Annotated in this window: 23 protein-coding genes and 1 tRNA gene; 8 read left to right on the top strand and 16 right to left on the bottom strand. The window is 35.3% G+C overall.

What is annotated here, in order from left to right; genetic code table 11:
• Positions 1-57: 57 nt before the first annotated feature.
• The gene (locus P8M54_RS03370; RefSeq protein WP_300285159.1) at positions 58-2304 is read right to left on the bottom strand and encodes a carboxy terminal-processing peptidase; all 2247 of its coding nucleotides are present in this window, start codon (positions 2302-2304) and stop codon (positions 58-60) included.
• Between the two features lie 177 nt (positions 2305-2481).
• Here P8M54_RS03370 and surE point away from each other — a divergent pair, with 177 nt between their 5' ends.
• The 5 genes from surE to P8M54_RS03395 all read left to right on the top strand — a co-directional run bounded on the left by surE (position 2482) and on the right by P8M54_RS03395 (position 7309).
• Positions 2482-3261, top strand: coding sequence for a 5'/3'-nucleotidase SurE (surE, locus tag P8M54_RS03375; RefSeq protein ID WP_300285162.1), 780 nt, complete (start codon positions 2482-2484; stop codon positions 3259-3261).
• Complete coding sequence (locus P8M54_RS03380) at positions 3254-3526, top strand: hypothetical protein (RefSeq protein ID WP_300285165.1); 273 nt, start codon at positions 3254-3256, stop codon at positions 3524-3526. The genes surE and P8M54_RS03380 overlap by 8 nt, the downstream gene beginning before the upstream one ends.
• An 80-nt stretch (positions 3527-3606) precedes the next feature.
• The gene (gene lpxB / locus P8M54_RS03385; protein WP_300285168.1) at positions 3607-4722 is read left to right on the top strand and encodes a lipid-A-disaccharide synthase; all 1116 of its coding nucleotides are present in this window, start codon (positions 3607-3609) and stop codon (positions 4720-4722) included.
• 13 nt (positions 4723-4735) lie between these two features.
• Entirely contained in the window at positions 4736-5233 is a 498-nt protein-coding gene (locus tag P8M54_RS03390; RefSeq protein ID WP_300285171.1) for a C40 family peptidase, read from the top strand.
• A gap of 39 nt (positions 5234-5272) precedes the next feature.
• On the top strand, positions 5273-7309 hold the full coding sequence (locus P8M54_RS03395; protein WP_300285174.1) for a ComEC/Rec2 family competence protein: 2037 nt from the start codon (positions 5273-5275) through the stop codon (positions 7307-7309).
• A 2-nt stretch (positions 7310-7311) separates the two neighbouring features.
• Here P8M54_RS03395 and P8M54_RS03400 read toward each other — a convergent pair whose 3' ends face one another.
• From P8M54_RS03400 to P8M54_RS03415, 4 genes are all read right to left on the bottom strand, one after another.
• Positions 7312-7764, bottom strand: coding sequence for a thioredoxin family protein (locus P8M54_RS03400; protein WP_300285221.1), 453 nt, complete (start codon positions 7762-7764; stop codon positions 7312-7314).
• 89 nt (positions 7765-7853) lie between these two features.
• Entirely contained in the window at positions 7854-9395 is a 1542-nt protein-coding gene (locus tag P8M54_RS03405) for a peptide MFS transporter (RefSeq protein ID WP_300285176.1), read from the bottom strand.
• A 30-nt stretch (positions 9396-9425) separates the two neighbouring features.
• Positions 9426-10940, bottom strand: a complete 1515-nt coding sequence (locus tag P8M54_RS03410) for a peptide MFS transporter (protein WP_300285179.1) — start codon at positions 10938-10940, stop codon at positions 9426-9428.
• Between the two features lie 92 nt (positions 10941-11032).
• Positions 11033-13201: a S9 family peptidase gene (locus tag P8M54_RS03415; protein ID WP_300285182.1), complete on the bottom strand. Its 2169-nt coding sequence runs from the start codon at positions 13199-13201 to the stop codon at positions 11033-11035.
• Positions 13202-13382: 181 nt separating this feature from the next.
• On the opposite strand from P8M54_RS03415, the gene P8M54_RS03420 reads away from it, so the two are divergent.
• Both P8M54_RS03420 and P8M54_RS03425 read left to right on the top strand, forming a co-directional pair.
• Positions 13383-14699, top strand: a complete 1317-nt coding sequence (locus P8M54_RS03420) for a hydroxymethylglutaryl-CoA reductase, degradative (RefSeq protein WP_300285185.1) — start codon at positions 13383-13385, stop codon at positions 14697-14699.
• A gap of 147 nt (positions 14700-14846) precedes the next feature.
• Complete coding sequence (locus P8M54_RS03425; protein WP_300285188.1) at positions 14847-15767, top strand: GYDIA family GHMP kinase; 921 nt, start codon at positions 14847-14849, stop codon at positions 15765-15767.
• A 69-nt stretch (positions 15768-15836) separates the two neighbouring features.
• Here the strand turns inward: P8M54_RS03425 and P8M54_RS03430 are convergent, their stop codons facing one another.
• From P8M54_RS03430 to P8M54_RS03470, 9 genes are all read right to left on the bottom strand, one after another.
• Positions 15837-16253, bottom strand: coding sequence for a hypothetical protein (locus P8M54_RS03430; RefSeq protein ID WP_300285190.1), 417 nt, complete (start codon positions 16251-16253; stop codon positions 15837-15839).
• Between the two features lie 142 nt (positions 16254-16395).
• Positions 16396-16581, bottom strand: coding sequence for a hypothetical protein (locus tag P8M54_RS03435; RefSeq protein ID WP_300285193.1), 186 nt, complete (start codon positions 16579-16581; stop codon positions 16396-16398).
• A 120-nt stretch (positions 16582-16701) separates the two neighbouring features.
• A complete protein-coding gene (locus P8M54_RS03440; protein WP_300285196.1) occupies positions 16702-16998 on the bottom strand; it encodes a hypothetical protein in 297 nt (98 codons plus the stop codon).
• A 312-nt stretch (positions 16999-17310) separates the two neighbouring features.
• The gene (locus P8M54_RS03445; RefSeq protein WP_300285199.1) at positions 17311-19410 is read right to left on the bottom strand and encodes a peptidylprolyl isomerase; all 2100 of its coding nucleotides are present in this window, start codon (positions 19408-19410) and stop codon (positions 17311-17313) included.
• 107 nt (positions 19411-19517) lie between these two features.
• Entirely contained in the window at positions 19518-20777 is a 1260-nt protein-coding gene (locus P8M54_RS03450; RefSeq protein ID WP_300285202.1) for a hemolysin family protein, read from the bottom strand.
• Positions 20778-20780: 3 nt separating this feature from the next.
• A complete protein-coding gene (locus tag P8M54_RS03455) occupies positions 20781-20975 on the bottom strand; it encodes a hypothetical protein (RefSeq protein ID WP_300285205.1) in 195 nt (64 codons plus the stop codon).
• Between the two features lie 19 nt (positions 20976-20994).
• Positions 20995-21510 carry an LPS export ABC transporter periplasmic protein LptC gene (gene lptC / locus P8M54_RS03460; RefSeq protein WP_300285208.1) on the bottom strand — a complete coding sequence of 172 codons (516 nt, stop codon included), beginning with the start codon at positions 21508-21510 and terminating at the stop codon, positions 20995-20997.
• 90 nt (positions 21511-21600) lie between these two features.
• On the bottom strand, positions 21601-22851 hold the full coding sequence (locus P8M54_RS03465) for a hypothetical protein (RefSeq protein ID WP_300285210.1): 1251 nt from the start codon (positions 22849-22851) through the stop codon (positions 21601-21603).
• Positions 22844-23578 carry a type III pantothenate kinase gene (locus P8M54_RS03470; RefSeq protein ID WP_300285213.1) on the bottom strand — a complete coding sequence of 245 codons (735 nt, stop codon included), beginning with the start codon at positions 23576-23578 and terminating at the stop codon, positions 22844-22846. The genes P8M54_RS03465 and P8M54_RS03470 overlap by 8 nt, the downstream gene beginning before the upstream one ends.
• A 99-nt stretch (positions 23579-23677) precedes the next feature.
• On the opposite strand from P8M54_RS03470, the gene P8M54_RS03475 reads away from it, so the two are divergent.
• A tRNA-Phe gene (locus P8M54_RS03475) sits at positions 23678-23753 on the top strand.
• Positions 23754-24146: 393 nt separating this feature from the next.
• Here P8M54_RS03475 and P8M54_RS03480 read toward each other — a convergent pair.
• Entirely contained in the window at positions 24147-24329 is a 183-nt protein-coding gene (locus tag P8M54_RS03480) for a hypothetical protein (RefSeq protein WP_300285216.1), read from the bottom strand.
• A gap of 60 nt (positions 24330-24389) precedes the next feature.
• Positions 24390-26798 (bottom strand): alpha-amylase family glycosyl hydrolase (locus tag P8M54_RS03485; RefSeq protein ID WP_300285219.1); only part of this gene is annotated, 2409 nt, incomplete at its 5' end.

Raw genomic sequence — 26798 nt, forward strand, 5'->3', positions numbered from 1 at the left:
AAATTAAGACTAATTTTGAGGCGTTACTTCTATCTAATTCAATAGCCTAACACTACTTTACGACTTTGCTAACTTGTCTTTTTTAATAGTTGTAGTCATTGTTTTTTTAACCACCGGCTTTGCTTGTAAATCATCCAATACATTCAAGGCTTCTTCTACGTAGATATCCTTAGCTAATCCTTCATGCCATCTATCTCTTTTTTCCTTTAGCACATTATCTTTTGCCATTTGCTCCAATTCATATGGGAGAGAAGTAAATTGTAGTGAATTTTGGTACTGCATTATAGGTTTAAATAATTTTGCAGTTTCTTCGATAGCCATTTGTTCTTTCTTAAAAGTATTAATATTTAAGCTATAATTACTTTCTTTACTACGGTTATCAATCCATTTTGCGTTTTCTTCAATTAATTTGAATTGTGCATTGTTTTGAATTCTGTTCTTACTATTTACAATAGCTTTGTTAAAATTAGCTGTCTTGTCCCAAATGGTATAATCTGCAGCGTCAATCTTATCCCATGGCATTGCATTTTCAACATCACGCTCACCCATTTTCAAATAAGCGTAACGATCTGGCATCACAACATCACTGCTTACTCCTTCTAATTGAGTCGAACCACCATTGATACGGTAGAATTTTTGAGTAGTTGTTTTTAAGGCTCCTAAATCACCTACCTCGCTATTTCGAACAAATTGGTTTAGATCTATTACATTTTGCACCGTCCCTTTACCATAAGTTTGTTTACTACCAATAATAATTCCGCGCTTGTAATCTTGAATCGCTGCCGCTAAAATCTCAGAAGCAGAAGCTGAAAAGCTATTTACCATGATTACCAATGGTCCATCGTATTCAATTTTTTTATCACGATCGTAAAGCACTTCTTTTTTTCTACCTGCAGATTTAATTTGAACAATGGGACCTTGTTCGATAAAAAGACCCGCAATATCAACCACAGTAGATAGAGACCCTCCACCATCATCACGAACATCTAAAACGATTCCGTCAACTTGAGCCTGCTTCAATCTCTCAACCTCCAAAGCAATGTCTTTACCAGCATCCCTACCGTCTTTATTTTCAAAATCGATATAGAACTTTGGTAAGTAAATCACACCGTACTTTAAACCATTTCTAGTAACAATACTAGTTTTAGCATAGGTTTCTTCAATCTCAACAATATCCCTAATGATCGAAACAATTTTAATGGTTCCATCAACTTTTTTAACGGTTAAGCGTACTTCTGAACCTTTAGGACCTTTAATTTTTTTAACTACATCATCTAAACGCATACCAACAACATCAACCGCTTGAGCATTTCCTTGAGCGACCTTAATAACTACATCTCCTGCTTCAAGTTCTTTGCCTCTCCAAGCTGGACCACCCGATATTAATTCTGATATTTCCGTGAAATCATTCTTTTTTTGTAATCGTGCCCCAATACCCTCCAACTTACCGCTAATACTTACATCAAATCTTTCTTTTTCTTCAGGTGCAAAATAATTAGTATGCGGATCAAAACCAGCTGTAATTGAATTAATAAAAACCGAAAACCAATCATTTCTATTCAAATCATGCATAAATCCAAAATACTCATCTAAGGCTTTTTTTGCACTTTCTCGATTTTCCTTTTCTAACTGAGCAAATGTCTTAACTTTATCATTACTAGTAACATCATTTTTTCTACCCAATGCTTTACCTTCAGCTTGACTAGTAACTGAAATGGTATCGATAGTAGCAACATTCTCTCTTTCCTCTTGTACTTTAATTCGATCGGTCAGGGAGGATAACGTTGATAGCTTAAGTTGCTTTCTCCATCTGTCTTTCAACTCATTTACTGATTTTACGTATGGAGCTTTCTCAGAATCGGTATTGTAAAACTCGTTGGTATTATAATTGAAAGGAGTACTTAGTATATTTTGGTAAATAAGTTTGCTTTGCTCCATCCTTTTCATCAATCTTTCAAAAGTAAGATTGAAAAAAGTTAGGTCTTTATTTTTAATCTGATCGTCTAGTTCTAATTCATATTTGGAAAACTCATCAATATCCGACTGTAAGAAGAACCTCTTGGAAGGATCTAAGGCTTTAATGTAATCCTTGTAAACACCTTTAGAAAAGTTATCATCTATCGTTGTCGGACTGTAATGTCCCTTTTCAATGACAAATGTTAGCAATTCTAATAGTAATTTATCTTTATCAGGGTCACCCTCATTCGAGGACTTCATCTTGAAGGCGAATAGTGTTACTGAAAGTAAAACAAGTGCAAGAAGTATTTTATAATTTCTTTTCATATAGTTGATAATAGTATTCATCAAAATTTTTTAAACTAAGTTACGTCAAAAACCATCCCAATTACAGCAGGGCTCGCATAAATTTTTGTTAAAGATAGGAAATTGGTTTTTTTGTTTTGGCATTAATCTATCAAGTTAATAAAATTTAGTTCCTTTGTTATAAATTACTACTGTAGTACAGCCTAAAGATAAAAAAACATGAAAAAAGTAAAACCGCTGATCTTAATTACAAATGATGACGGAATCACTGCTCCTGGAATTAGAGCACTTATAGCAGTCATGGCAGAAATTGGCGAAGTAGTGGTAGTTGCTCCCGATAAACCGCAAAGCGCAATGGGCCACGCCATCACAATAAACAGCACCTTGTACTTGAATAAAACATCTAAGATACATGATAGTATTACTGAATATAGCTGCTCCGGCACACCTGTTGATTGTGTAAAAATAGCTGTAAATGAGATTCTAGATCGCAAACCTGACTTATGCGTATCTGGTGTGAATCACGGGTCGAACTCGTCGATTAATGTGATTTATTCTGGCACAATGAGTGCAGCTGTAGAAGCTGGTATAGAAGGAATTCCTGCAATTGGTTTTTCGCTATTGGACTATGATTGGAATGCCGACTTTGAATCTATAAAGCCCTTTATTCGCAAAATAACGCTTGAAGTGCTCGAAAACAAACTTCCAAAAGATGTTGTTTTAAACGTTAACTTCCCCAAATTAAAAACAGCAGACATCAAAGGAATTAAAATATGTCGTCAAGCGAAAGCACTTTGGATGGAAAAATTCGACAAACGACAAACACCCCAAGGAAAAGACTATTATTGGCTCGCAGGAGAGTTTGTCAATCAAGACAGCGGCGAGGATACTGACGAATGGGCTCTTGGACAAGGCTATGTTTCAGTAGTTCCCGTTCAGTTTGATCTTACGGCTCACCATGCCATGCAACAACTTAATACCTGGAAATGGAATGAATAAAAAACAATTCGCAGCAGGAGCGGTACTGGGGTTTGTAGGTACTTTTCTGGGATGTATCCTGTACCTTTCTCTCTTTACGACCTATGAAATAAAAACAGGTTTCGCAATCTTAGAGTCACAAGGAGCTTTGGGCAAATTAATAACGTTAGGTTCCGTTATCAACTTACTCCTTTTTGGAGTTCTTTTGAAATTAAACCAAGAAATGATGGCAAGAGGCGTAATTTTGTCTGTTATAGTAATGGCAATACTCACCATCTTTATTTAAACAAAGACTTTTATTTGATTGCTAAAAGTGCAATACTTAATTTTGAAATACAATCTCATTAATCCATTTAGAACCTAAAAATGAAATATTACATAATAGCAGGAGAAGCATCAGGTGATTTACACGGCTCTAATTTGATGAAAGCGTTGTACAAGGAAGATCCGGAAGCAACCATTCGTTTTTGGGGAGGTGATCTAATGCAGGCAACTGGTGGAACATTAGTAAAGCACTACCGCGAACTTGCCTTTATGGGATTTATTGAAGTTGTTTTTAACCTAAAAACCATCTTAGGAAATATCAAAGTTTGTAAAAAGGACATCCTAGCTTTTCAACCCGATGTTATTATTTTTATTGATTACCCCGGATTTAATATGCGCATCGCTAAATGGGCAAAGGTTTTGGGGATGAAGACGCATTACTATATTTCACCTCAAATTTGGGCATGGAAAGAAAACCGAATTAAGGAAATTAAGCGAGATGTGGACAAAATGTATGTCATTTTACCTTTCGAAAAAGATTTTTATGAAGTAAAGCACAACTATCCCGTTTCCTTTGTTGGACATCCGTTGATAGACGCTATTCACAACCAACCTCCTATTGACTCAAATGACTTTAGAAACCAAAATGAGTTAGGAGAAAAACCAATTATAGCTTTACTTCCCGGAAGCAGAAAGCAAGAAATCACTAAAATGCTTTCGATTATGCTAACGGTAGCCGATGACTTTCCTGATTATCAATTTGTAATTGCTGGGGCACCAAGTCAAGATTTTTCATTTTACGAAACTTTTATTACCGCAAACAACATCAAGTTCATTTCGAATAAAACCTATGATTTACTAAAGATAGCGACAGCAGCACTTGTTACTTCGGGAACTGCAACCTTAGAAACGGCACTATTTAAAGTGCCTGAAGTGGTGTGTTACAAAGGAAGCTGGGCTTCTTATCAAATTGCGAAACGCATCATAACCCTAAAGTACATTTCGTTAGTTAATTTAATTATGGATGAGGAGGTTGTAACCGAATTAATTCAAGAAGACTTAAATACTAAAAACATTAAAACAGAGTTAACTAAACTATTAGAACCGAACTATCGCGAACAATTACTTAAAAAGTACGAGCTCCTAGAAACTAAATTAGGCGGAATTGGTGCCAGCGAAATAACTGCACAATTAATCGTATCCGATTTAAGAAACTAACATAAAAACACTTTTGAAATCAATTATCTCCCTTCTCCTACTTACCATTTTATTTGCTTCCTGCAAATCATCATCTGTTTTAACCAAAAAAACAGACCGCAAGGAAACTAAAGAAAATCAGAAAATAGTAGATAACATAATTGATTCGGCAACAGAAAACTTAGGCGTAAAATATAAAACTGCAGGCGTAACTAAAAACGGCTATGACTGCTCTGGATTAGTGTTTTCTACTTTTGCCAAATACGACATTGCACTTCCCCGTACTTCAATTGACCAATCCAAACAGGGAATTCAGCTTGGCACCAAGTTAGAAGAAGCTAAAAAAGGAGATTTAATTTTCTTTAAAACCAATAGTAGGTCTCAAATCAATCATGTAGGAATCGTAACAGAGGTAAGAGACGATCAAGTGCTCTTTATTCATACCTCTACTTCTAAAGGAGTCATCATCTCATCGACAAAAGAACCATACTACAAAAGAACTTTTGTACAAGTCAACAGAATTTTAAACTAAGAAAAAAGGTTTTTAATAAAAATTCAGTACTTTAGAGTAATGAAAGTACTACAGTTCCCACTAGCAAAGATTACTCTAGCCTTTATTTTAGGTATAGTAAGCACTTATTATTGGAACCCAGCTTTAACCTTCCTAATTGTAGGATTAAGTCTGTCGCTACTGCTTTTATCATCCTTTTTCATCTCCAAAGTACTTACACCCAACAAATCCTTATTTTTTAGTATTGCGGTATGTTTTGCTGCCTATTTCCTTGGTGGTTTCTCGCTGTTTTTGAATACTGATTCAAATCAAAAAAGTAATTATCTCCATTTTAGCACTGCCTTCAACAATCTACACGAAATAACAATCGTCATCAGGGAGAAATTAAAAAGCTCAAAAAATAATGATCGTTATATTGCTTTAATTCAAAATATAGATAAGGAATCGTACACAGGGAAAATAGTGCTGAATATAGCAAAGGACAGTTTGAATACGACGCTAAAAACGGGGAGTTACATCAAAGTACAAGAAAAACTGTATAAAAATAGTGCCACTACAAACCCTAATCAATTTGATTACGGTAATTACCTTGATAAAAAACAATTGTATGCGCAAGTTTACACTACTTCATCTGGTATTCAAATTGGCACTAAAATCAAAAAGGATCTTTGGTACTACACAGACCAATTACGATCGACAATCAAGACGAATTTAGAGAAAAACAATTTTAATTCAAAGGAACTCAATGTAGCCATAGCTTTGCTAATGGGCCAAAAACAGGAAGTTTCGCCAGATGTAATGCAAGATTATCAATATGCTGGAGCCATTCACATCTTATCCGTTTCAGGTTTACATGTGGGTTACTTGATGTTGTTTTTAACCTTTCTCTTAAAACCTATTCCAAACACTAAAAAAGGAGCGATTACTAAATTAGTAATTCTGATTTTGATTCTGACTGCTTTCGCTATTTTAGCAGGGCTTTCTCCCTCAGTTTTGCGATCAGTCGTTATGTTTTCCTTTGTTGCTATTGGATACCATTTACGCAGAACGGTAAACATTTATCATACCCTATTAGTATCAGCATTTTTGATTTTACTATTTCAACCGTATTTTATATTTGATGTTGGTTTTCAACTTAGCTATTTGGCACTGTTTTTTATTGTGTGGTTACAGCCGACAATCGCAAATGCATTCAAACCTAAAACAAAAATAATTAAAAACTGTTGGACAATTCTTAGTGTTTCTTTCGCGGCTCAACTTGGTACCTTACCACTATCTTTATACTACTTCCATCAATTTCCTAGTTTGTTTTTTATAACTAATCTAATAGTCGCACCCTTACTGACTTACATTATGATATTGGGCATCATCGTACTTTTTTTAGCCGCTTTTGCAATTGCTCATCCTCTTTTAATTAAACCACTGGAATGGGGTATTTATGCCCTTAATTACAGCATTCACTACGTAGCCTCATTTGAGCAATTTTTAATCAAGGATATCCCATTCAATTATCTCTTATTGATTACATCTTATGCCTCAATAATAGCTTTAATTATGGGGTTGAAAAAACCAACATTTCAAAGGATCGCTGTCGCTTTTACATTCCTGATCGCTTTTCAATCTATGCTGCTCTATACCAAATGGCAAATTCAAAACGAACAAGAATGGATCGTGCTAAATTCGAAAAAAAATAGCATTATACTAGAACGGCAGGGAGACCAAGCGGTTGTTTTAACCAATGATAATTTTAAAAAAACGGAGTATAGCAATACAATAATACAATCGTACTTGGTAGCTAATTTTAGCCAACTCGTAACCAAGAAGAAACTACCAAACCTACTTTATTTCAATAGCACCAAGATTTTAATGATAGATAGCTCCGGCATTTATAATGTAAAACTAAAACCAGACGTAGTACTGTTGACCCATTCCCCTAAAATTAACCTAGACAGATTATTATCAGAAATGGAACCCAAGGTCGTGGTAGCGGACAACTCTAATTATCTAAATTTACAAAAACAATGGGAACGAACTTGCGCCAAAAGAAAAATCCCTTTCCATGCTACAGCCGAAAAGGGATTCTATAAGTTAAATTGATTTTATTGCTTGGTATGGATAATACCATCAGTTACTTCTAAAAAAGCGGTAGGTCCACCTGGTACATAACCGGTACTACCTAATCCTTGAAAATTTACCTGACCTTCTTTTTGCACTGCTTTAGCGATGTGAATGGTTGGAAAACCTTGCACTCCAAAAGCTTGCATTATTTGAGCATTCTGGTTTTGCATTTCAGGAGTTTGAAGATTCTTTCTTGGGAAATCTAATTCTACTAAAACAACATTTTCAGCAGCCCACTTTTTAAATTCAGGAGTTTTCAATACTTCCGTTTGAAGTTTGATACACCAACCGCACCAATCACTACCGGTAAAAAAGAGCAGCAATGGTTTATTTTTGGTGGCGCTTACCACCATAGCCTCCTTAACGTCGGTATACCAAATTGAATTACCTTCTTGTTTAGCACTACTTGTACTTTGCGAATGCACCATCAACATATTGCAGAACAAGACGAGAATAAAAAATATTTTTTTCATAAGTAGTTTAAATTGATCATTTAAGAAACAAAAATGATACCATATCTTTTTTAGTTTACGCCGTGCATCAATTTCTTCATCAATGGAGTTAACAGTATCATTATAAGCCCAATACCAATTGATACTACGGTAAAAATTAAAAAGAAAGTAGACAAGCTATATTGTGTACTTATCGTTTCAATCATACCACCCATCGAACCAGCAATTTTGTTACCCATACCAATGAATAAATAATACACTCCAAACATTATTCCAATCCAAGTTGCAGGAACTAGCTTACTCACATAAGATAACCCTACAGGAGAGATACATAATTCTCCAAGAGTGTGAAACAAATAAGCGGCTATTAACCAAAACATGCTTACACGTACAACAGAATCAGGAGTGATTCCCATACTTCCGTACGCTAGAAAACCAAAACCTAAACCTAGTAAAGTCATTCCTAGTCCAAACTTCATTGGCCCAGAAAGGTTGTATTTACTCTCCCACCATTTAGAAAAAACGGGAGCAAAACAAACAATGAATAGGGAGTTTAAGATACCAAACCAAGTTGCTGGAACTTCAGTACCGGTAGCAGCAAATTCTCTACCTACTTTCCAAAGGACAATTCCCCAAATAATCACAAAACTAGTCGCTAGAATTATATTACCTGTTGCGTATTTTTTAAATGTTTGCTTAAACAATTTAAACAACACATAGGTGATCACTAAAAGTGGAATAATGGTCAACAAGGCATCTGCAATTTTAAATACCGAAGCGCTAGAACCAAACAATTCTCTTTGGGTGTATTTTTCAGCAAAAATAGTCATAGACCCACCAGCTTGTTCAAACGCTGCCCAAAAGAACACTGTAAATACCGAGAATATCAAAACAGCAATGATACGATCACGAACTACATTAGGCGCTGTGTTTTCGGCAGCTGCTTTGGCTTTAGATGCTAACTTAGATTCAGCCGAAGGCTTTAAACCAATTTCTCCAAAAATGTTTTGAGTGAAATAGAATTGTAACATTCCAAAGAACATAAAAATCCCAGCTAATCCAAATCCCCAGCTCCAAGAGATTTTCTCACCAATGTAACCACACAACATAATTCCTAAAAACGCACCTGCATTCACACCCATGTAATAAAGCGAGTAGGCACCATCTTTTTTCTCAGGGTGCTTTTCATAAGCATACGAAATAATAGAAGTCATGTTTGGTTTGAACAAACCGTTTCCTACCATTAAAAAACCAATACCAATGTATAAAAACAAAGGTGTTTCAACTGCCATTGATGCATGACCTAAAGTCATTGCCAATGCACCTAAGATAACTGCCATACGATACCCTAAAAAACGATCCGCTAGTAATCCTCCAATCACAGGAGTAAAATAGACAGCCATAGTGTACGTTCCGTACAATGCCAATGCATCTTCAATAGTCCATGCCCAACCCCCTTTGGCTAAACTAGAGGTTAGAAAAAGCACCAATAAAGCACGCATTCCGTAATACGAAAAACGCTCCCACATTTCGGTAAAAAACAATACAAAAAGTCCAGCTGGATGTCCTAAAACATTAGTTTTAAAAAAATCGTCGTTTGTGTTTTGATTCATTCTATTGTAATATATAATTAAATTTATTTTTTATTTCTCGTTGTCTTCTGCACCGTGTGTCAACCTTTGAAGTGGCTTCAAAAGTAATAAAAACACGCCACCAATCAACAACGTAAAAATTAATATCCCTAAGAAAACAGTGTATTCTCCTAAACTACTAGCCGATTCTCCAATAATACCTGCTACTTTATTCCCCAATCCTGTTGCTGCAAAATAAACTCCCATCATTAATGAAGCATATTTTACGGGAGCTAACTTAGTTATAAAAGACAATGCTACTGGCGAAATACAAAGCTCTCCAATCGTGTGAAATAAATAGGCTAGCACTAACCAAATCATACTTGAAGTCCCCGATTTTTCGAATTGCATAGCCGCAAAAACCATGAATAAAAACCCAAAGCCCATAATGATGATACCAATTGCCATTTTGAAAATAGACGATGCTTCTTTACTTTTTAATTTACGAGTTGCCCAATATCCAGCTACTACGGTAGCAAAAAGTATGATAAAACCAGCATTTAAACTTTGGAACATTACTGTTGGAATTTCGAAACATAGAAGTATTCTATCCGTTTTAGTATCGGTATATAAATTCATTAATCCTCCCGCTTGCTCATAAGCACCCCAAAAAATAATTACCATGATAAATGACAATAACAATACTAAGAAACGGTCTTTATCTTGCTGCGTCGAAAGCTCCTTATAAATCATCATCATTAACCCAATGATTACTGTTAGAAACAAAAATAACAATCCGTAACCCCATCCTAAACTGTACCATCCAAACAATGATAAAACTAAGAACAGTCCGGTAATCATTAATTGATTCGTTGATTTCATTAAATCACCAAAAAGCTGTCCGTATGAACTTTGTTCTTTGTCATTTACATCTTGCTTCACAAAATTTCCAACATGCACTAAGTATTTTTGTCCCCATAAGTACACAATCAAACCTAAAACCATTGCAATACCTGCTAGTCCAAAACCAGCATGCCATCCCCATTGTGCTACTACAAAACCAATTACCATTGTAGCCAAAAGAGACCCAGTGTTTATACCAATGTAAAAAATACTAAATCCTTTATCCCTACGAATATCCCCTTGACCATACAAACCACCTACCATGGTAGAAATATTAGGTTTTAGCAGTCCCACTCCTAGCACTACTAGTCCTAATCCGGTGTAAAATGCCCAAGTTTGGGTCAACACTAGTACGCCATGTCCAACACAGAGAACAATAGCACCCACTAAAACCGCCTTTTTTTGCCCTATTATTTTATCCGCAATCATACCTCCTGGTATCGACATCAAATAAACCAACATGGTATACCAGCCATAAAGCGCTAAGGCTTCTTGACTTGTCCAACCTAATCCTGCACCTCTTGGATCATCTCCTAGTGTTGAGCTTGTAATATATAAGACTAACAGTGCTCGCATTCCATAATAGGAAAATCGTTCCCACATCTCTGTTAAGAATAAAATATACAATCCTGTTGGATGCCCAAAAAGAGTGGAATTATTAGGAGCTACAGCGGTTTTCGACATAATATTAAATTTGGTTAGTTTGAATTTAGTTTTGTTTAAAAAATAAGAAAAGCCATAGCGTAAAACACTATGGCTATAAGGGTGTGTTTTTATTAAAGATTGTCTTTAATAAAGTTTGTCATTTTAGTGTACAGCTGAATCCTGGTCATTCCGCCATAAATTCCATGATTTTTATCTGGATAAATTTGTGAGTCAAATTGTTTGTTAGCCTGAATTAAGGCTTCCATCATTTGCATTGAATTTTGAACATGCACGTTGTCATCTCCACTTCCGTGAATTAAAAGGTATTTCCCTTTCAGCTTATCGACATGATTAATTGGAGAGTTTTGGTCGTATCCACTTGCATTTTCTTGTGGCGTTTGCATGTAACGCTCGGTGTAAATGCTATCGTAAAATCTCCAATTCGTCACTGGCGCAACGGCGATAGCCATTTTGAACACATCATTCCCTTTCAAGATGCAATTAGAAGCCATAAAACCTCCGTAAGACCATCCGAAAATTCCAATTCTGCTTTTATCAACATAAGGATAATTTCCAATAACTTTAGCAGCATCAATTTGATCCTCTACCTCGTATTTCCCTAATTCTAATTGCGTTACTTTTTTGAAATCAGCTCCTTTGTATCCCGTTCCACGACCGTCAACACAAGCAACGATATACCCTTGTTGCGTTAACATCATAAACCAATAGTCGTTAGAGCTAGACCATGCATTCATAACTTGTTGTGATCCTGGGCCTGAATATTGAAACATAAATACAGGATATTTTTTAGAAGGATCAAAATCTTTAGGCTTAATAATCCAAGCATTCAATTCATTTCCTTTTTCTGTTTTAAGTACAAAAAACTCCTTTGAAGGCAAGTCAAATGCTTTTAACTTAGTTGTTAACGCTGCATTATCCTGAATAACTTGCAATTGCTTTCCGTCTTTTGCTGCATTTAAAGTATACAATGTTGGTTGGGTAGCACTTGAAAAAGTATTGATAAAATATTGGAAGTTAGGACTAAAAGTAGCTCCGTTCGTTCCTGTTTTCGTAGAAAGTCCTTTTTTGTTTTTCCCGTCTAAGCCAATACTATAAATAGCTCTATTAATTGAACCATTTTCGGTAGATTGATAAAAAACAGTTTTAGATTTTTCATCAAATCCATAGTATGAAGTAACTTCCCAATTACCTTTGGTCACTTGATTTTTAAGTTTCCCTGATTTGTCATATAAGTAAATATGATTAAAACCATCTTTCTCACTAGTCCAAATAAAACTGTTGTCCTTTAAAAAAGTAAGGTTGTCAGTAACATCAACGTAGGCTTTGTCCTTCTCATTTAAAACTACAGTAGCTTTTCCTGAATTTCCATCAATAAAAAGCAAATCTAAATTATCTTGATGGCGGTTCAATACCTGAGCCGAAACCACGTTAGCATCCTTCGTCCATTGCATTCTTGCAATATAAAAATCATTGTATTTACCTAAGTCAACTTTTTTTGTTGCATTTGTGTTGATGTCGACTAAATGCAAAGAGACCACGGCATTTTTTTCTCCTGCTTTTGGATATTTAAAAGTCTCTACCGTTGGATAAAGATTTTTTTGAAACATCGACATAGAGAACTCTGGAACTTCACTTTCGTCAAAACGAATGTAAGCTAACTTCTTACTATCAGCACTCCAATCAAAAGCTTTCACAAAAGCGAATTCTTCTTCATATACCCAATCAGTAATACCATTGATAACAGCATTTTTCTTTCCGTCAGTAGTGATTTGCGTTGTTTTTTTAGTTGCTAAATCATATACAAACAAGTTGTTTTCTCTGGCATACGCAATTTTACTTCCATCAGGAGAAAAAGTAGGCTCTTGAATTTGAAAATCAAACAGTTTCGTTAACTGCTTCGAACCTATCTCATACAAATAGTAATCGGCCGTAAATGAGTGGCGAAAAATTTGATTGGAATTAGTAGCTAAAAGCATTTTCTTTTCACTAGCGTCAAAAGTGTATCCGTCTATAGATGGCAGTCCTTTATGGTCTTTTGTATCAATTAACGTAGCTGATTTTTTTAAGGTTGCAAAATCATACAAATCAATTTGCATACTTCTAGAAGCACGATCATAATTAAGTACCGTATATTGATTGGAGTTTTTCAAGGATTGCAATTCATCCATTCCTTGTGCACGAAAGGTGCCATTATAAATTTGTTCTACAGTAATTTTTTGCTGTGCAAAAATACTGACACATAAAAATAAAAATAAGACCGAAAAATGTTTTGACTTCATATTATTGTTTGATATGTAAAAAGTAGCCCAATTTTAGTGAAAATTTTACAATTATCTAACATTTGTTATGTTAAAAATTAAAATCAGCAACTTTAAAATCACTTTAATCTACTTGGTTTATTGCAAAAGAAAACACCTAAAAATGTATCTTTGCAACTAATTATACTATAATCTATTGACAATGAATAACGCCGTTGCAGGATTTTCAAAATTATCTAAAGAAGAAAAAATAAATTGGATAGCTAAGGAATACTTTTCCACACCCGATGAAGCGATACAGTTATTAAAAAACTATTGGAATTCAGACGAGAAAATCCAAAAACTACACGATGAATTTATCGAAAATACGATTACCAACTTCTATATTCCGCTTGGAGTGGCTCCAAATTTCCTCATAAACGGAAAATACAGCACCATTCCTATGGCAATTGAAGAAAGTTCTGTGGTTGCTGCCGCTTCAAAGTCAGCTAAATTTTGGTCTACCCGAGGTGGTTTCAAAGCAACGGTTCTCAACACCGAAAAAATAGGTCAGGTTCACTTTATGTACCATGGCGACCCTTCGAAATTGGCCTTGTTTTTTGTGGAAACGAAACAAAAATTCTTCACCGATACCGAGAACATTACTAAAAACATGCAAAAAAGAGGTGGTGGAATCTTAGATATAACGCTAGAGGACAAGACTAATTTACTTCCTAATTATTATCAATTGCATGCTACTTTTGAAACTAAAGACAGCATGGGAGCTAATTTCATCAACTCTTGCCTAGAACAATTTGCCAAGACTTTAAAGGATGAAGCTCTAAACTATGGACTCTTTTCAGAAACCGAGAAAGAGATTCAGGTTATCATGAGCATCCTCTCTAATTACGTACCCAATTGCATCGTTCGTGCCGAAGTTACTTGCCCAATTGAAGATCTTAAAGAAAAACACATTGACAATCCTCTTGACTTTGCCCAGCGCTTTGTACAAGCGGTTCAAATTGCCGAAGTAGAACCTTTTAGAGCCGTGACACACAATAAAGGCATTATGAATGGTATCGATGCGGTGGTTTTAGCTACCGGAAATGACTTTCGTGCAGTCGAGGCAGGAATACACGCTTATGCCGCTCGATCAGGCCAATACAGCAGTTTATCCCATGCCAAAATAGAAAACGGAAACTTCCACTTTTGGATGGAAATACCCTTAGCTTTAGGAACCGTAGGCGGACTAACTTCTCTGCATCCTTTGGTTAAATTGTCACTAGAAATGCTTGAAAAACCGTCAGCACAGGAACTCATGCAGTTTGTTGCCATTGCTGGTTTAGCTCAAAATTTTGCCGCTTTACGTTCCTTGACGACAACTGGAATTCAAGACGGCCACATGAAAATGCACTTAAACAATATTTTAAACCAGTTCAACGCTACCGATGTGGAGCGCACAGCCATAAGGAATCACTTTAAAGACCAAGCCGTGTCGCACAGTGCGGTGGTGGACTTAATCGAAAACTTAAGAAAATAAAGCAATAACTATCCTGTTTTTCAGGAGCTAATCCCGCTATCCGCTCCAATCTTTTAAGACCCTGTTGTTTTACAACAACAAGGTCTTAAAAGGATTTCCACTACTATCGGGGCTAAAAAAACTGCTTCAAAACCAAATTAAGCGATAATGAAACAAACCTTCTACAGTAACGGAAAACTATTAATCACCGGAGAATATCTTGTACTTGATGGCGCAAAAGCATTCGCGTTACCAACTAAATTTGGGCAAAGTTTACAAATAGAACCGGGCTCGAATAACGAAATCCAATGGATTAGTTATGACAGTGATGCAAAAATATGGTTTGAAGCAACAATTCCGTTTTCAGACATCAAAAAACCAACAGTAGCAACCATCGAAACGGTTCAATCTACTCTAATTACCATTTTACACCAAGCGTATACGCTCAATCCGGCTTTCCTAAACAACAGCAAAGGTTTTAAAGTAGCCACCAAGCTTAGCTTTCCACGAAAATGGGGATTAGGCACCTCGTCTACCCTAATCAATAATATTGCGCAGTGGACACAAGTTAATGCCTTTACGCTACTCAACACTAGCTTTGGCGGAAGCGGTTATGATATTGCTTGTGCACAAAACAACACGCCTATTCTTTACCAGCTAGAAAACAACCAACCCACCGTTACGGTGATTCCGTTTGCTCCTGATTTTACTAAAAACATTTACTTTGTATACCTCAATAAAAAACAAAGTAGTAAAACGGCAATCAATACGTACCAGACCAACAAAACAACTGAACTACTAAAAAAAGTGGCCGCTATAGATCAAATAACCGCCGAATTTTTACACGCCACAACGCTGGAACAATTCGCCACAGCGATCGAAAAGCATGAGGCTACCATGAGCTACACACTAGAAACGGATACCGTTAAAGAAAGCTTATTTTCGGATTTTGATGGTGCAATAAAAAGCCTTGGCGCTTGGGGTGGCGACTTTGTAATGGCTGTATCTCAAGAAAATCCAACAGCGTATTTTAAAAGCAAGGGTTATGAAATTATACTGCCGTATGATGAAATGATTTTAAGGAACTAAAAGCATAAAAAACTCCCAAATATTCCTATTTGAATAGTTGGGAGTTTAAAATAAAGAATTGCAGCTTTTTTAAAATGAATATCCTATTCTTACATGCAAGTCAGCTGCTGTTTCCCACTCTTTTAAAACAGTATAGTATCGTTTACCAATGCCTAAACCCAATTCATAATTAAAGGAACTATTTGCAATTGCTCTTCTAATACCCCATTTAGGAATTACTGAAATTTGCTCAGCCACACTGAGATCATTACTATTACCTATTACAAACCAATCGGGATGGTACTCTATTCCTATGGCTAAAAAATTAGCACTGTTGTTTTTACTCTCTTTACCATTAACTTCTCTTTGAATGATATTGTAGTACCATCTAGGTTCGACTGCTAAAACTGGTGCTAAACCAAAGAGCGTTTTCCCTACCAAATCACCTCCACGAATACCTCCATCAAATCCTACTTCTGATCTTACAACAACCTCTTTTGAGATCATAGCCTCTTGATTAAACCAAATCCCAAGAAAACCAGTCTGAATAGTATAAACTGATTTTTCGACACCTGCACTTTGCGCAGTTCCTATTTGACAAATAGCTAGTATTATTAGCGTAAAAAAAAATTCATTTTCATTTCTTATATTATTTGATTGTAATTGATTTTTTCATGAGTTCATTTATCATCCTTTTATAGGCTCCAAGAATTAACGCATCATTTGATTTCGCAAAATGAATATCATCATTATCATTTCCTCTAGCCACAAAAGCAATAACTCTTTGCGAATAAATGATGTCACTAGTGTTAAGATCATAAACTTCTAACATCACCTCACTTTCATTGACTCCTCCAAAATTAAAGCGATGATTAGATAAATCAATACTACCCAATTGTTTCTTAGTGTCCTGTGCTTTAATATTTATAAAATAATCAAAACCAGTTCCCCTTTTTTACTCATTAATCACCAATGGGGTGGGATTCATGTTGGTTTTTTTAGGAAGCAGCAAGCCAATCCCGTCTGCCACGTAGACAAACCTTTCGTTTAAAACTTTTGAAAAGTGCGAAATTGCCATTGTAGTAATCTTATTTTGAGTACCTGCTGTTGCATCAACAAAATTGAGTAACCATTTTCCTTTTGTGAAATCTAATCCCGTATTTAGTCCCGTATTGTCTACCATATAACGTGGAACACTACACGAACTAAATACAAGGGGAATTAACAAAAAGAGCATTTTTAAATATTTCATACTTGTACGGTTCTGAAAGACATTGAATTTGTTTTAACACTGATAATTATCTTGCTTATAAAAAACAATCATTTTTATACTAAATACTTTATAAAACGAGTATTGATTACATACAGTTGTACTGAAACACAATAAACAAAAGATTTTCTAGTCTAAACTCCTCTAAATCCATCAGTTCTTAACAGTGCTAAAATTACATAAAAATAATTTTACAAAGAATATTTCTTACAAGAATTAATATCATTTAAAAGCATAAAAAAACTCGATACTAAGTATCGAGTTTTTTTGTGAATAATAATTAACTAGGTATTCTTAGTAGTTAAATTGTCTTCTATTGTCTTCGATTTTAGCTTTATCTTTTAATGCAGGTAAAACTCTGTTAACATCACCAGCTGTTTGGCCTTTCAGTTTTCCAACATAAGGACTTACGTCTTTAACAGCAGGAGCTTTAGTAGTACTGATATTTTTTACTACATACACACCCGTTGCACCTTCGATTGGCGCTGATAATTTGTTAGCAGCTAATGCAAATGCATTTCCTACTACTCTAGGCTCAATACCTACACCACCAGCTAAAACTGAATTAGCAAGAGTAACATCAGTTGCTTGTTCTACTTTTGATCCGGTAGCAGTAGCAATCGCTTCTAAAGAAGAACCTGTCATCTTAGCTTTGATTAATTCTGCTTTCTTTTTATTTTTAAGAATTGGCTCTACATATGATCTTGCTTGAGAAACAGCAACCAATCCTGAATTGTCAATACTTTTAACTCTTGCAATTACGTGACCTACATTAGCCACTTCAAATCTTTTAACAGCTCCAATTTTAGAATTGTCTTCAAAAGCCCATCTTACAATTGTTCTTTGGTTTCCTAAAGGTCCAAAGTTTTCTTGCATTACTCCCACTGTTACTGGTCCAGAAACAGTTAGCTTCATTTCTTTTGCTAAAGCATTGAAATCTTTATCTACTGCTCCCATTTCAAACTTAGTCGCTTGTGTAAATACTCTATCAGCAGTCGCTTCTGAAGCTTCTAATTTTTGAGCCACAGTAGCTAAACGAATTCCGTCTTGCTTATCTGTAATCTTTATAATGTGGTAACCAAAGTCTGTTTCAACTAAACCAACTTTTCCAATTCCATTATTGAAAACAAAATCATTAAACGGTTTTACCATTTGGTTTGGACCAAAATAACCTAAATCACCACCTTGTTGTGCAGATGAATCATCAGAATTTTGAAAAGCCAACATTAAAAAACTTTCTGGATTAGCGTTTACTTGCGCTAGGATAGATTCAGCCTTAGCCTTCGCTTCTTCTTTAGTTCTGCTCTCTTTTTGATTTGGCACTGTAGTCCCTTCGTAACTAATTAAGATATGACTTGCTTTAGCATTCACTCCTAATTTTTTACCCATTGATTTAGAAATACAGTAGTAGTTTCCAAAAATATAAGGACCATATACTTGACCTGGAGCTAAGTTATACAATTGCTCAGCATCAACAGCTGGTAAATCTTTTTTAGCTACATAACTAGAATCGTAAGGTACATCAGAATTTGAATTCACAAATTCAGCTACATTCTTAGCGGTTCTAAATCCAGCTAAAGTATCATTTTTACCAGTTGCTTGGTTGTAAACAACACTTCCAGTCAACAACTGATTAATTTTAGATTTTACCTCAGCCTCATCTTCTTTAGAAGCTTTGTCTTCGATTAAAACATATTCTACTTCACGAGTTTCATCAGTTTTGAATTTTTTCTCGTTTTTCTTCATGTAATCCAAGATCTCAGCATCTGAAACCTTAACATCACTATCTTTTATTGTAGAGTACAATCCAGCAACATAGGCAAAACTCACTTTGTTAGCTTCCATTTCATACTGTAATTTTCCTTCCGCTTCAGTTGTATAAAGCGCAGACTTAACTAATGTATTGTATATTTGATACTTTGCGTTAAGCTCAGCATCTTTCTCTCTGTCTTTCAAGAATTGCGCTTGAGCTGGATTTGACTTGAAAAATTCTTTGAATTTTGCAATATCAAACATCCCTGCAGAATTTAAAAACATTGGGTTTTTTCCAATATTTTGATCTGCTTTAAGCACTTCAAGAATGTGTTTCTCACCAACTCTTAAACCTAGTTTTTCAAATTCAGAACTTAATAGAGCAATCGAAACCTCTTGATCCCAAACTCTAGTCGCTGCTGCGGTAGACGTGATCCCTTGACCACTTTTTTCAACTTCACTTACTTTAATTCTAAAATCCTCAAAGGAGATATCTTTTCCATTGATGCTTCCTACATCCTTAGATGTACTATTGAAACTACCACTTTTGAACAAATCACCAATGATAAATGCGAATAAAGCAAATGCGATTACTGCAATCATTAAAGCGGAACGTTGTCTAATTTTTGATAAAACTGCCATTTTTATTGTTGTTAATTTTATATTCAGTTTGCGAAAATACAATTATCTAATTAATAATTATACTCGTAGCGTTTTATTTTGCAAAAAAAAACTTTTTCGAAAAAAAATCAGTCTTTCACAGTCATTCTAACCAATTCAATCTTCTTATTTGTGGCTTCTTCGATAACAAAATGATAGATTCCGATGGTAATAACCTCTCCTTTTAACGGAATGTCATTTGTGAAATCCACTATAAATCCCCCTAAAGTACCATAGGAATCACTTTCAGGTATTTGTAATTTATACGATTGGTTTAAATACTCTACATCAAATCGAGCCGAAAACAAGTAGGTATCCTCACCCAATTCTTCCTCAATCAAGGTTTCACTAGAATCGTGTTCATCCTCAATTTCTCCAAAAAGCTCTTCGACAATATCTTCAACAGTAATAATACCTGACGTACCACCGTACTCATCGATTACCACTGCTACACTTTTTCTTTTTTTAGTAAGTAAATCAAGTACGTCTTTTATATATATGGTCTCAGGAACAAACTCCACCGGAATAACTACTGACTTGATGTTTTTAGGTTTTTTAAACAAATCAAAGGAATGCACATAGCCTATAATATCATCTAGCGAGTTTTCATATACCACTATTTTAGAATAGCCCGTTCGAACAAACAAGTCCTTCAATTCATCAACCGTATCAAACAAATCAATTGCTACGATCTCCGTACGCGGCGACATAATATCCCTAGCCTTCACACCTGAGAACTCCAAGGCATTTTGAAACATTTGAATTTCAGAATCCACCTCTTCATTATCCTCCACAGTACTCATTTGCTCGGTTATGTAATTCCCTAACTCTACTTTGCTAAAAAAAAGTTGTGTTTGGTCTCCCGCTGTTCCGAAAAATTTTCTCAAAATAAAATCCGAAACCCAAATAAAAAAAGAAGAAATAAAATAGAAGAAAACGTAAAAAAAATAGGCCGGAATAGCAAAAAACTTAATCAAGGAGTTGGCATAAATTTGAAAAAAAACCTTGGGTAAAAACTCCGCTGTCAATAGAACAATTAAAGTTGACAAAACCGTTTGCACCAGCAAATTCAGTAATTCAGAAAAATGAAAACCACACCTCTCTATCAATACCATAAGCAAGTCACCCATGAAAAAACCGTATACAACAAGCGCAATATTGTTACCAATAAGCATGGCAGCAATAAATTTAGAAGGCTTTTCAGTAAGTTTGGTCAGTATCTTAGAAATAAATCCGTCTTGCTTTTTTTCTATTTCCAGATAGATTTTATTGGAAGAGATAAATGCTATTTCCATTCCAGAAAAAAAAGCACTTAGTATTAAACACAATATTATAATACTAATTTCCATAGATTAGGATTTGTTATTTCTGTTATGCAGTTTATTGGCAAAATTTCTCCTAAAGAAAAACATGAAAACACAAACTGCGGCAAAAGCAATGCTTAAGTAAGGAGTTGCAGCAGGATCGTTCCATTTATTAATTGCATCATATAAAAAAGCGATGGCTACAATTAGGTATAAAAAAGGGGTGTATTTTAAATAACTCATAATAAGTGTAATTTGATATTTATTCTGACGATTCAATTTCGCCCATAATTCGTTGCGAATTGATCACTTTAAAATCTTTACTAAAGTCAATTCCTTGACCGTTAGATGTTCCTTTAAGGTCTGTAAATTTAAACTTTTTCTCGGTATAAAACCATTCGTTTTTTTGGTCAAAATACAGCTGTTCTGTTTCTAGCTTCTGACCATTTTCGGCAACAATTTTCACGTTTCCTTGAAGATCAATAATTCCAGTTCCTTTGTAAGATACTGCATAATTAGAAGTTACTCTTGTTTTTTTTCCTTTATCATCGTACAAAGTAACATCAACACCTTTAGGGAATTCTGTGAAAGGAAAGTCGACAGTAGCAAAATCTAACATTTTAGGACTTACCAAAACAACTTTAATCAAACCTGAATCGGTATATTTCAGATTAACCTTGTCTGCATCGCCGCTAGGAGTAAACTCTGTAAAGTTTATTTTTTGAACTTCCTTAAAATTACTTTCGCACCCAAAAAAGAGAGTCACGGCAAGAGCCATGACTATCTGAACTGTTTTATGTTTATTAAATGAAATCATAGGTCAAAAATGACAAATTAAGTGCAATAACTAACCATCCCTGTTTTTCTATTATTGGAATTTTCTTTTTTCAAACCATCGGTCATTTAAAGATAATCCAATGCTAAAGTTGGCATAATTCTCTTGGATTAAACCTGCGGAAGTCGTTCCTCTTTTTCCCATTTCAAAACCAAAGTTCACATTAGAGAATGTACCTGTAATTGGCAAACCTAATCCCAGCGTAAATCCAATATCATTGATCGATTCTGATTTCACCATAAGACCCGTTTTATCGTATTTCAAACCAGCTCGGTACACAATACGCTTCGCATAGTTGGTAAAGGAATTGTAATTAGGCACATAATATCCGCCCAAACTATATTTCATAGACTTCTCATACGAAACATCGTTAGATTGATTATATGTATTTACTAAATCACCTACACTCCCTAACACAGCTTGCGCACCGATCATCCATTTACGTGCCTCCCCAAAGCCAGCTCCAACGGAAAGTTTACTTGGTAATTTTAATATCTTTTTGTCGGTTATTTCATCTTCGGAATCTACAGTAGTGAAGTTAAAATTGGCGTTATAATTAACTGCAGAAATACTACTTGTATTATTAGATGTTAAGTTACTCTCCATTTTATAGCTTACGCTACTAAAAAAACTAATTTTCTTACTGATTTTAGTTTGGTACATCGCTCCAATCGAATAATCAACTCCTGACAAGTTAGCTGTACTTAGTTCTCTTGTTCCAACAGGCACATCAGTTACGAAAACCAATCCTGAAGTTTCGATTTTACCAAAGTTATAATGTACATCGGCACCAAAACTAAACTTAGGAGATATTTTATATGCTGCACCTAAAAAGGCTTTATTAAGGCCACCATTACCATCATATCGACTATTACTACCTCCATCGATAGTATTCAAAGATTCAATTTGGTACCCTACAGAAGAATACGGAATCAATCCAAAACCTACTCCTAATTTCCCCATTGGTAAACCAACAGCTAAATAGTCAATTGCAGTACGCCTAGCGTTTTCAGTAACACTAGCGTTTTTCATTTTGGTAGTTAAATAAGAACCACCAACAGCAAAAGTGGTTAGTTTTAAATTGGCATAACTAGCCGGGTTATCCATATTTAAGTGAATACTGTCTTGTTCAACAGCTATACCTGCCATAGAGCGTATTTCAGCAGTTCCTTTGTATCTTACGTCACCAATACCATAATACGAATAAGGCGAAGCAGTTCCTTGCTGAGCAAATGAAACTACTGACAAAAGCAAGCAAACAGCGATACTAATTTTTTTAATCATTGTCGATTTTATATTGAAATGTTTGGTTCAAGCTCTCTAAAAGAAAATTTGAATTGGCAAATATGGTATTTTTTAATCGTTTAGCCAAAAATTCTGTGTCGCCGCCCGTTAAAATTATTATAAATTTTGAAGCCAACGTCCTATATTCATCTATAAAACCATCGATTTCATAGACCAAACCATTAATTACTCCTGAGTGAATTGACCCCGCAGTGGACTTACCTATTAAATCAGCAGATGCAGCAATCGTCAATAACGGAAGCTTGGCTGTAAAGGCATGAAGTGATTCATAGCGTAAGCGCAAACCAGGAGCTATGGCACCGCCTAAATAATTATCATTTGCATCAATAAAATCGTAGGTAACACAGGTTCCCGCATCAATAACGAGTCGATTGCAATTAGGATATTGAATCACAGCTCCCGCCGCCAGTACCATTCGGTCTATCCCTAAGGTCTTAGGTGTTTCGTATAAATTACAAAACGGAAAAACATCATCATGGGATATAAAATGTACATTAACTTCCTTTTCAAATTGCAAAAAGGACTGCTTTTCTAAAATACCAACGGATGCAACCACCAAATAATCCACTTTTTGATATTTTTTTAAAATATTTAAAATATTTTTTTCCAATGCTGCCGGATCAAAAACAAAATATTCCAAAGCGGTAGCGCCCTCAAATACAGCACCTTTAATTCTCGTATTTCCAACATCAATAGTTAAAATCATAAATTGGTTTTTGATTTGGCAAAGATACGAATCAATTTTTTTTAAAAAATGTTTTGCACAAACTAAAAAAGGTTATATATTTGCACCCGCAACAAGCACGGTACCTTAGCTCAGATGGTAGAGCAATGGACTGAAAATCCATGTGTCCCTGGTTCGATCCCTGGAGGTACCACCAAAACCCACTAAGCAATTAGTGGGTTTTTTGTTTTTACTCCCTAGCCACAAAACGGACTGAAGCCTTGTGATTATAAATATGATCTTAAAAAATTCTTACAAAAAGAAAACCATCGCTGAAATCTAAAAAAAAAGAATACCGATACTTTGTACTATTGCAGAAAAAAGCAAACTAAAAAACAGACTCTTCCTTGTTATCAACATGAGATCAACGCTACTTCAATCGAATTTTTAAAGTTTTGTTTTTCGTTTAAATACACAGTAAATAGAGACTAAATGCCAATTTTTGAATATAAAAAGACCAATGTAGTGCTCATGATAGAAAAGTTGCAATCCAAATAGCGCTATCAATCCTAAATTGGCCCAAATCCTAACCCAATGAGGGCATTCAGAATTAAATGGTACCCAAAGGACTTCTTAACAAATTCAAGGCAGCAATTTGCGCTATAAAAGATGATATTCCAAAGTCAATAGTTAGGAGTTTAATCTTGCTACTATTGCGATCTAATGACCCTACAACTCCTGTAAGCCTCAAGCGGACTACATCAATGATTAAATAGTAACCAATTGAATGCATGAAAAAAGGCCCTTTCATCAACTGAAAAGACCTTTAAACATTCAAAAATAACTAAAAAAACTACTTTCTGATTAACTTCAAAGAAGCCGTCGTATTATCATCACCAACAACTTGAACTACATAATTCCCAGTTGTTAAATCATCTATCGCATAAGTATGATTACTGCTAAAATCACCTTTAAACTCTTTTATCAATTGACCCGCTAAATTATAAACCAGCACTTGCTTAGCAGCAGTATTAAGCAAGAAATAACCGGGTGCCGGATTAGGATATAAACTAACCTCGGTACTGTTTTTTTCAAAATCAGCAATGGCCAGAGAAGCTGTTTTATTTCCATAAATTCTGTATTCACCAGCTGCTAAAGAAATTGGACTGCTTGTATTTGTCACAGTAATAGCCGTATTATCCATCAAATTATACCAAGTTCCTGCATAGGGAAAACCGGTATTGACACTTTGTGTATTTACATCAAAATTAGCAATGATTAGCACGTCCTTTAATTGGGTTGCTTGTAAATTACTATTGGTAATCTTAATATTGGGATAAAGAGAGTTCGTGTTAGAGACTACAACACTACCCGAAAACACAGGTTCTACTTGTTTCATAGTGATCATTTTAGCCCAGTTATTGTAAACTGCACTTCTTTCTGTCACTCCTAACCAATTGTTTGTCCATTGCGACTGTGGTTTCGTATCTAACTTACAATCACCACCAATGGCGTCAGTGGGTGTATTTACGCTACCGTTATTGCAGGTAAAGATCGAATACTCCCAGCCTAACTCTCCAAATTGCCAAATCATTTTAGGTCCAGGAATCAATAAAGAGACCGCACCTATTGCTGACATTCTTGACAGGGCTACATTTAAATTTTTAACGTTATGCGATGAATTTGCACTATTGCCAAACTGAAGATTTTTGTACATCAAACGCTCTTCATCATGACTCTCAGCATAGCCCATCAAGCGATTCGCTGTAAAACCACGACTAGAACTAGTCATTCCAGATATATTTGATGGGTAACCCATCGATAATTCGTTATAATTATCCGTCATTTTGCCCCACATCATTACACCTTTGCTTGGTGTTTCTGCAATTCTATAATTAGCCCATTGCTGTTCCTCAACATTACCACCTAAATGCTCAAAAATAGCATAGTGAGTTGGATCTAAACTCCAAGAATAATCTGCATATTCTTTCAAAACATCGACTCTGTCTTGTTGATAGCTGTTGGTGCAATTTTCATCATTAGCAGTACAATTTTGCGTAAAGCCTTTAGTTAAATCCCAACGCAATCCATCAATTTTGTATTCTTGAATCCATTGCTTCACCACTCTTTTTACATAATTTCTTGTAAGTGCAGCAGAATGATTAAAATCCTCACCTACATTATAACTATGTTTTGCCACTGTATTAAAATAAGGGTTCTCGGTTGTAGGTGAGCCAAAGCCATCACCATCAGGATCGTTCATCCACATTCTAACCATTGGGTTTCTGCCAAAAGCGTGGTTTAAAGCCACGTCAAAAATCACTGCAATCCCATTTTGATGACACAAATCAATAAATTCTTTCAACTTATTTGATGGACCATAAAACTTATCCAAAGCCATATGAAAGGACGTATTGTAACCCCAACTTTCATTTCCTTCAAATTCCATAACTGGCATAAGCTCGATGGCGTTAATTTTAAGATTTTTAAAATAGTCCATCTTATTAATCAGGTCTTGATAGGTGCGCTTAGCATCAAAATCACGAACTAAAAGTTCATAAACTACCAATTTTTCTTTTTTTGGCTTTACAAAATTAGTGGTTGCTGCACTCCAAGCATAAGGTGTTTGTCCTGTTTGTAAAACAGTAACCTCGCGTTCCTGCCCAGCTGGATAAACCGGCATATTAGGATACGAAGCAGCTGGAATAAAAGGATCATCATAAGGTGACAAAACTAAAGTCGAATAAGGGTCGGCTGTTTTTACTAAAGCAGGAGAGTTGACAAGCGGTGTTGTTTCTCCAACCCAATATTGATAACTATAATTAACCCCGGAAACCAAACCAGTAAGCTCTAACCAAAACTTGCCCGTCGTAGGGTCTTTTTTCATCGCATAAGCAGTTGTAGGCTGCCAATTATTAAAACTTCCAGCCACGTATACAACATCTTTTAACGGCGCATCTAATACTAATGTGGCTTTAGTAGCATCAGTAGAATTGTAATTAATTCCATCTAAAAGACCTACCGGCAAGGCCGCAGTTAAAGTTCCGGGATTAACAATAACCGAAAACTTTTTTACTATGGTAATTGATCCTTGAGTTACCTCAAGAGAGTAATTTTGATTTCCTTGAATAGAAGTATGATTAAACGAATAGCTCGCAGTACTTGCGTTGGTATTAATGCTAACACCATTTGCTTTTAAATTGTAACTCGCATTTCCACCACTGTTAGTTGCAGCAATATTTAAAGTCCCACCTGATGCTAC

This window comes from Flavobacterium sp., assembly GCF_029242675.1.
Lineage (GTDB): Bacteria > Bacteroidota > Bacteroidia > Flavobacteriales > Flavobacteriaceae > Flavobacterium.

Bases quoted from the DNA above. Each gene is read 5' to 3' on its own strand.
- P8M54_RS03480 (WP_300285216.1), bottom strand. From the start codon at position 24,329: ATGCATTCAATTGGTTACTATTTAATCATTGATGTAGTCCGCTTGAGG.
- P8M54_RS03400 (WP_300285221.1), bottom strand. From the start codon at position 7,764: ATGTTGATGGTGCATTCGCAAAGTACAAGTAGTGCTAAACAAGAAGGT.
- P8M54_RS03465 (WP_300285210.1), bottom strand. From the start codon at position 22,851: ATGATTAAAAAAATTAGTATCGCTGTTTGCTTGCTTTTGTCAGTAGTT.
- P8M54_RS03450 (WP_300285202.1), bottom strand. From the start codon at position 20,777: ATGGAAATTAGTATTATAATATTGTGTTTAATACTAAGTGCTTTTTTT.
- lpxB (WP_300285168.1), top strand. From the start codon at position 3,607: ATGAAATATTACATAATAGCAGGAGAAGCATCAGGTGATTTACACGGC.
- P8M54_RS03370 (WP_300285159.1), bottom strand. From the start codon at position 2,304: ATGAATACTATTATCAACTATATGAAAAGAAATTATAAAATACTTCTT.
- P8M54_RS03430 (WP_300285190.1), bottom strand. From the start codon at position 16,253: ATGATCTCAAAAGAGGTTGTTGTAAGATCAGAAGTAGGATTTGATGGA.
- P8M54_RS03425 (WP_300285188.1), top strand. From the start codon at position 14,847: ATGAAACAAACCTTCTACAGTAACGGAAAACTATTAATCACCGGAGAA.
- P8M54_RS03440 (WP_300285196.1), bottom strand. From the start codon at position 16,998: ATGAAATATTTAAAAATGCTCTTTTTGTTAATTCCCCTTGTATTTAGT.
- P8M54_RS03415 (WP_300285182.1), bottom strand. From the start codon at position 13,201: ATGAAGTCAAAACATTTTTCGGTCTTATTTTTATTTTTATGTGTCAGT.
- P8M54_RS03395 (WP_300285174.1), top strand. From the start codon at position 5,273: ATGAAAGTACTACAGTTCCCACTAGCAAAGATTACTCTAGCCTTTATT.
- P8M54_RS03455 (WP_300285205.1), bottom strand. From the start codon at position 20,975: ATGAGTTATTTAAAATACACCCCTTTTTTATACCTAATTGTAGCCATC.
- P8M54_RS03420 (WP_300285185.1), top strand. From the start codon at position 13,383: ATGAATAACGCCGTTGCAGGATTTTCAAAATTATCTAAAGAAGAAAAA.
- P8M54_RS03445 (WP_300285199.1), bottom strand. From the start codon at position 19,410: ATGGCAGTTTTATCAAAAATTAGACAACGTTCCGCTTTAATGATTGCA.
- P8M54_RS03410 (WP_300285179.1), bottom strand. From the start codon at position 10,940: ATGTCGAAAACCGCTGTAGCTCCTAATAATTCCACTCTTTTTGGGCAT.
- lptC (WP_300285208.1), bottom strand. From the start codon at position 21,510: ATGGCTCTTGCCGTGACTCTCTTTTTTGGGTGCGAAAGTAATTTTAAG.
- P8M54_RS03405 (WP_300285176.1), bottom strand. From the start codon at position 9,395: ATGAATCAAAACACAAACGACGATTTTTTTAAAACTAATGTTTTAGGA.
- P8M54_RS03380 (WP_300285165.1), top strand. From the start codon at position 3,254: ATGAATAAAAAACAATTCGCAGCAGGAGCGGTACTGGGGTTTGTAGGT.
- surE (WP_300285162.1), top strand. From the start codon at position 2,482: ATGAAAAAAGTAAAACCGCTGATCTTAATTACAAATGATGACGGAATC.
- P8M54_RS03470 (WP_300285213.1), bottom strand. From the start codon at position 23,578: ATGATTTTAACTATTGATGTTGGAAATACGAGAATTAAAGGTGCTGTA.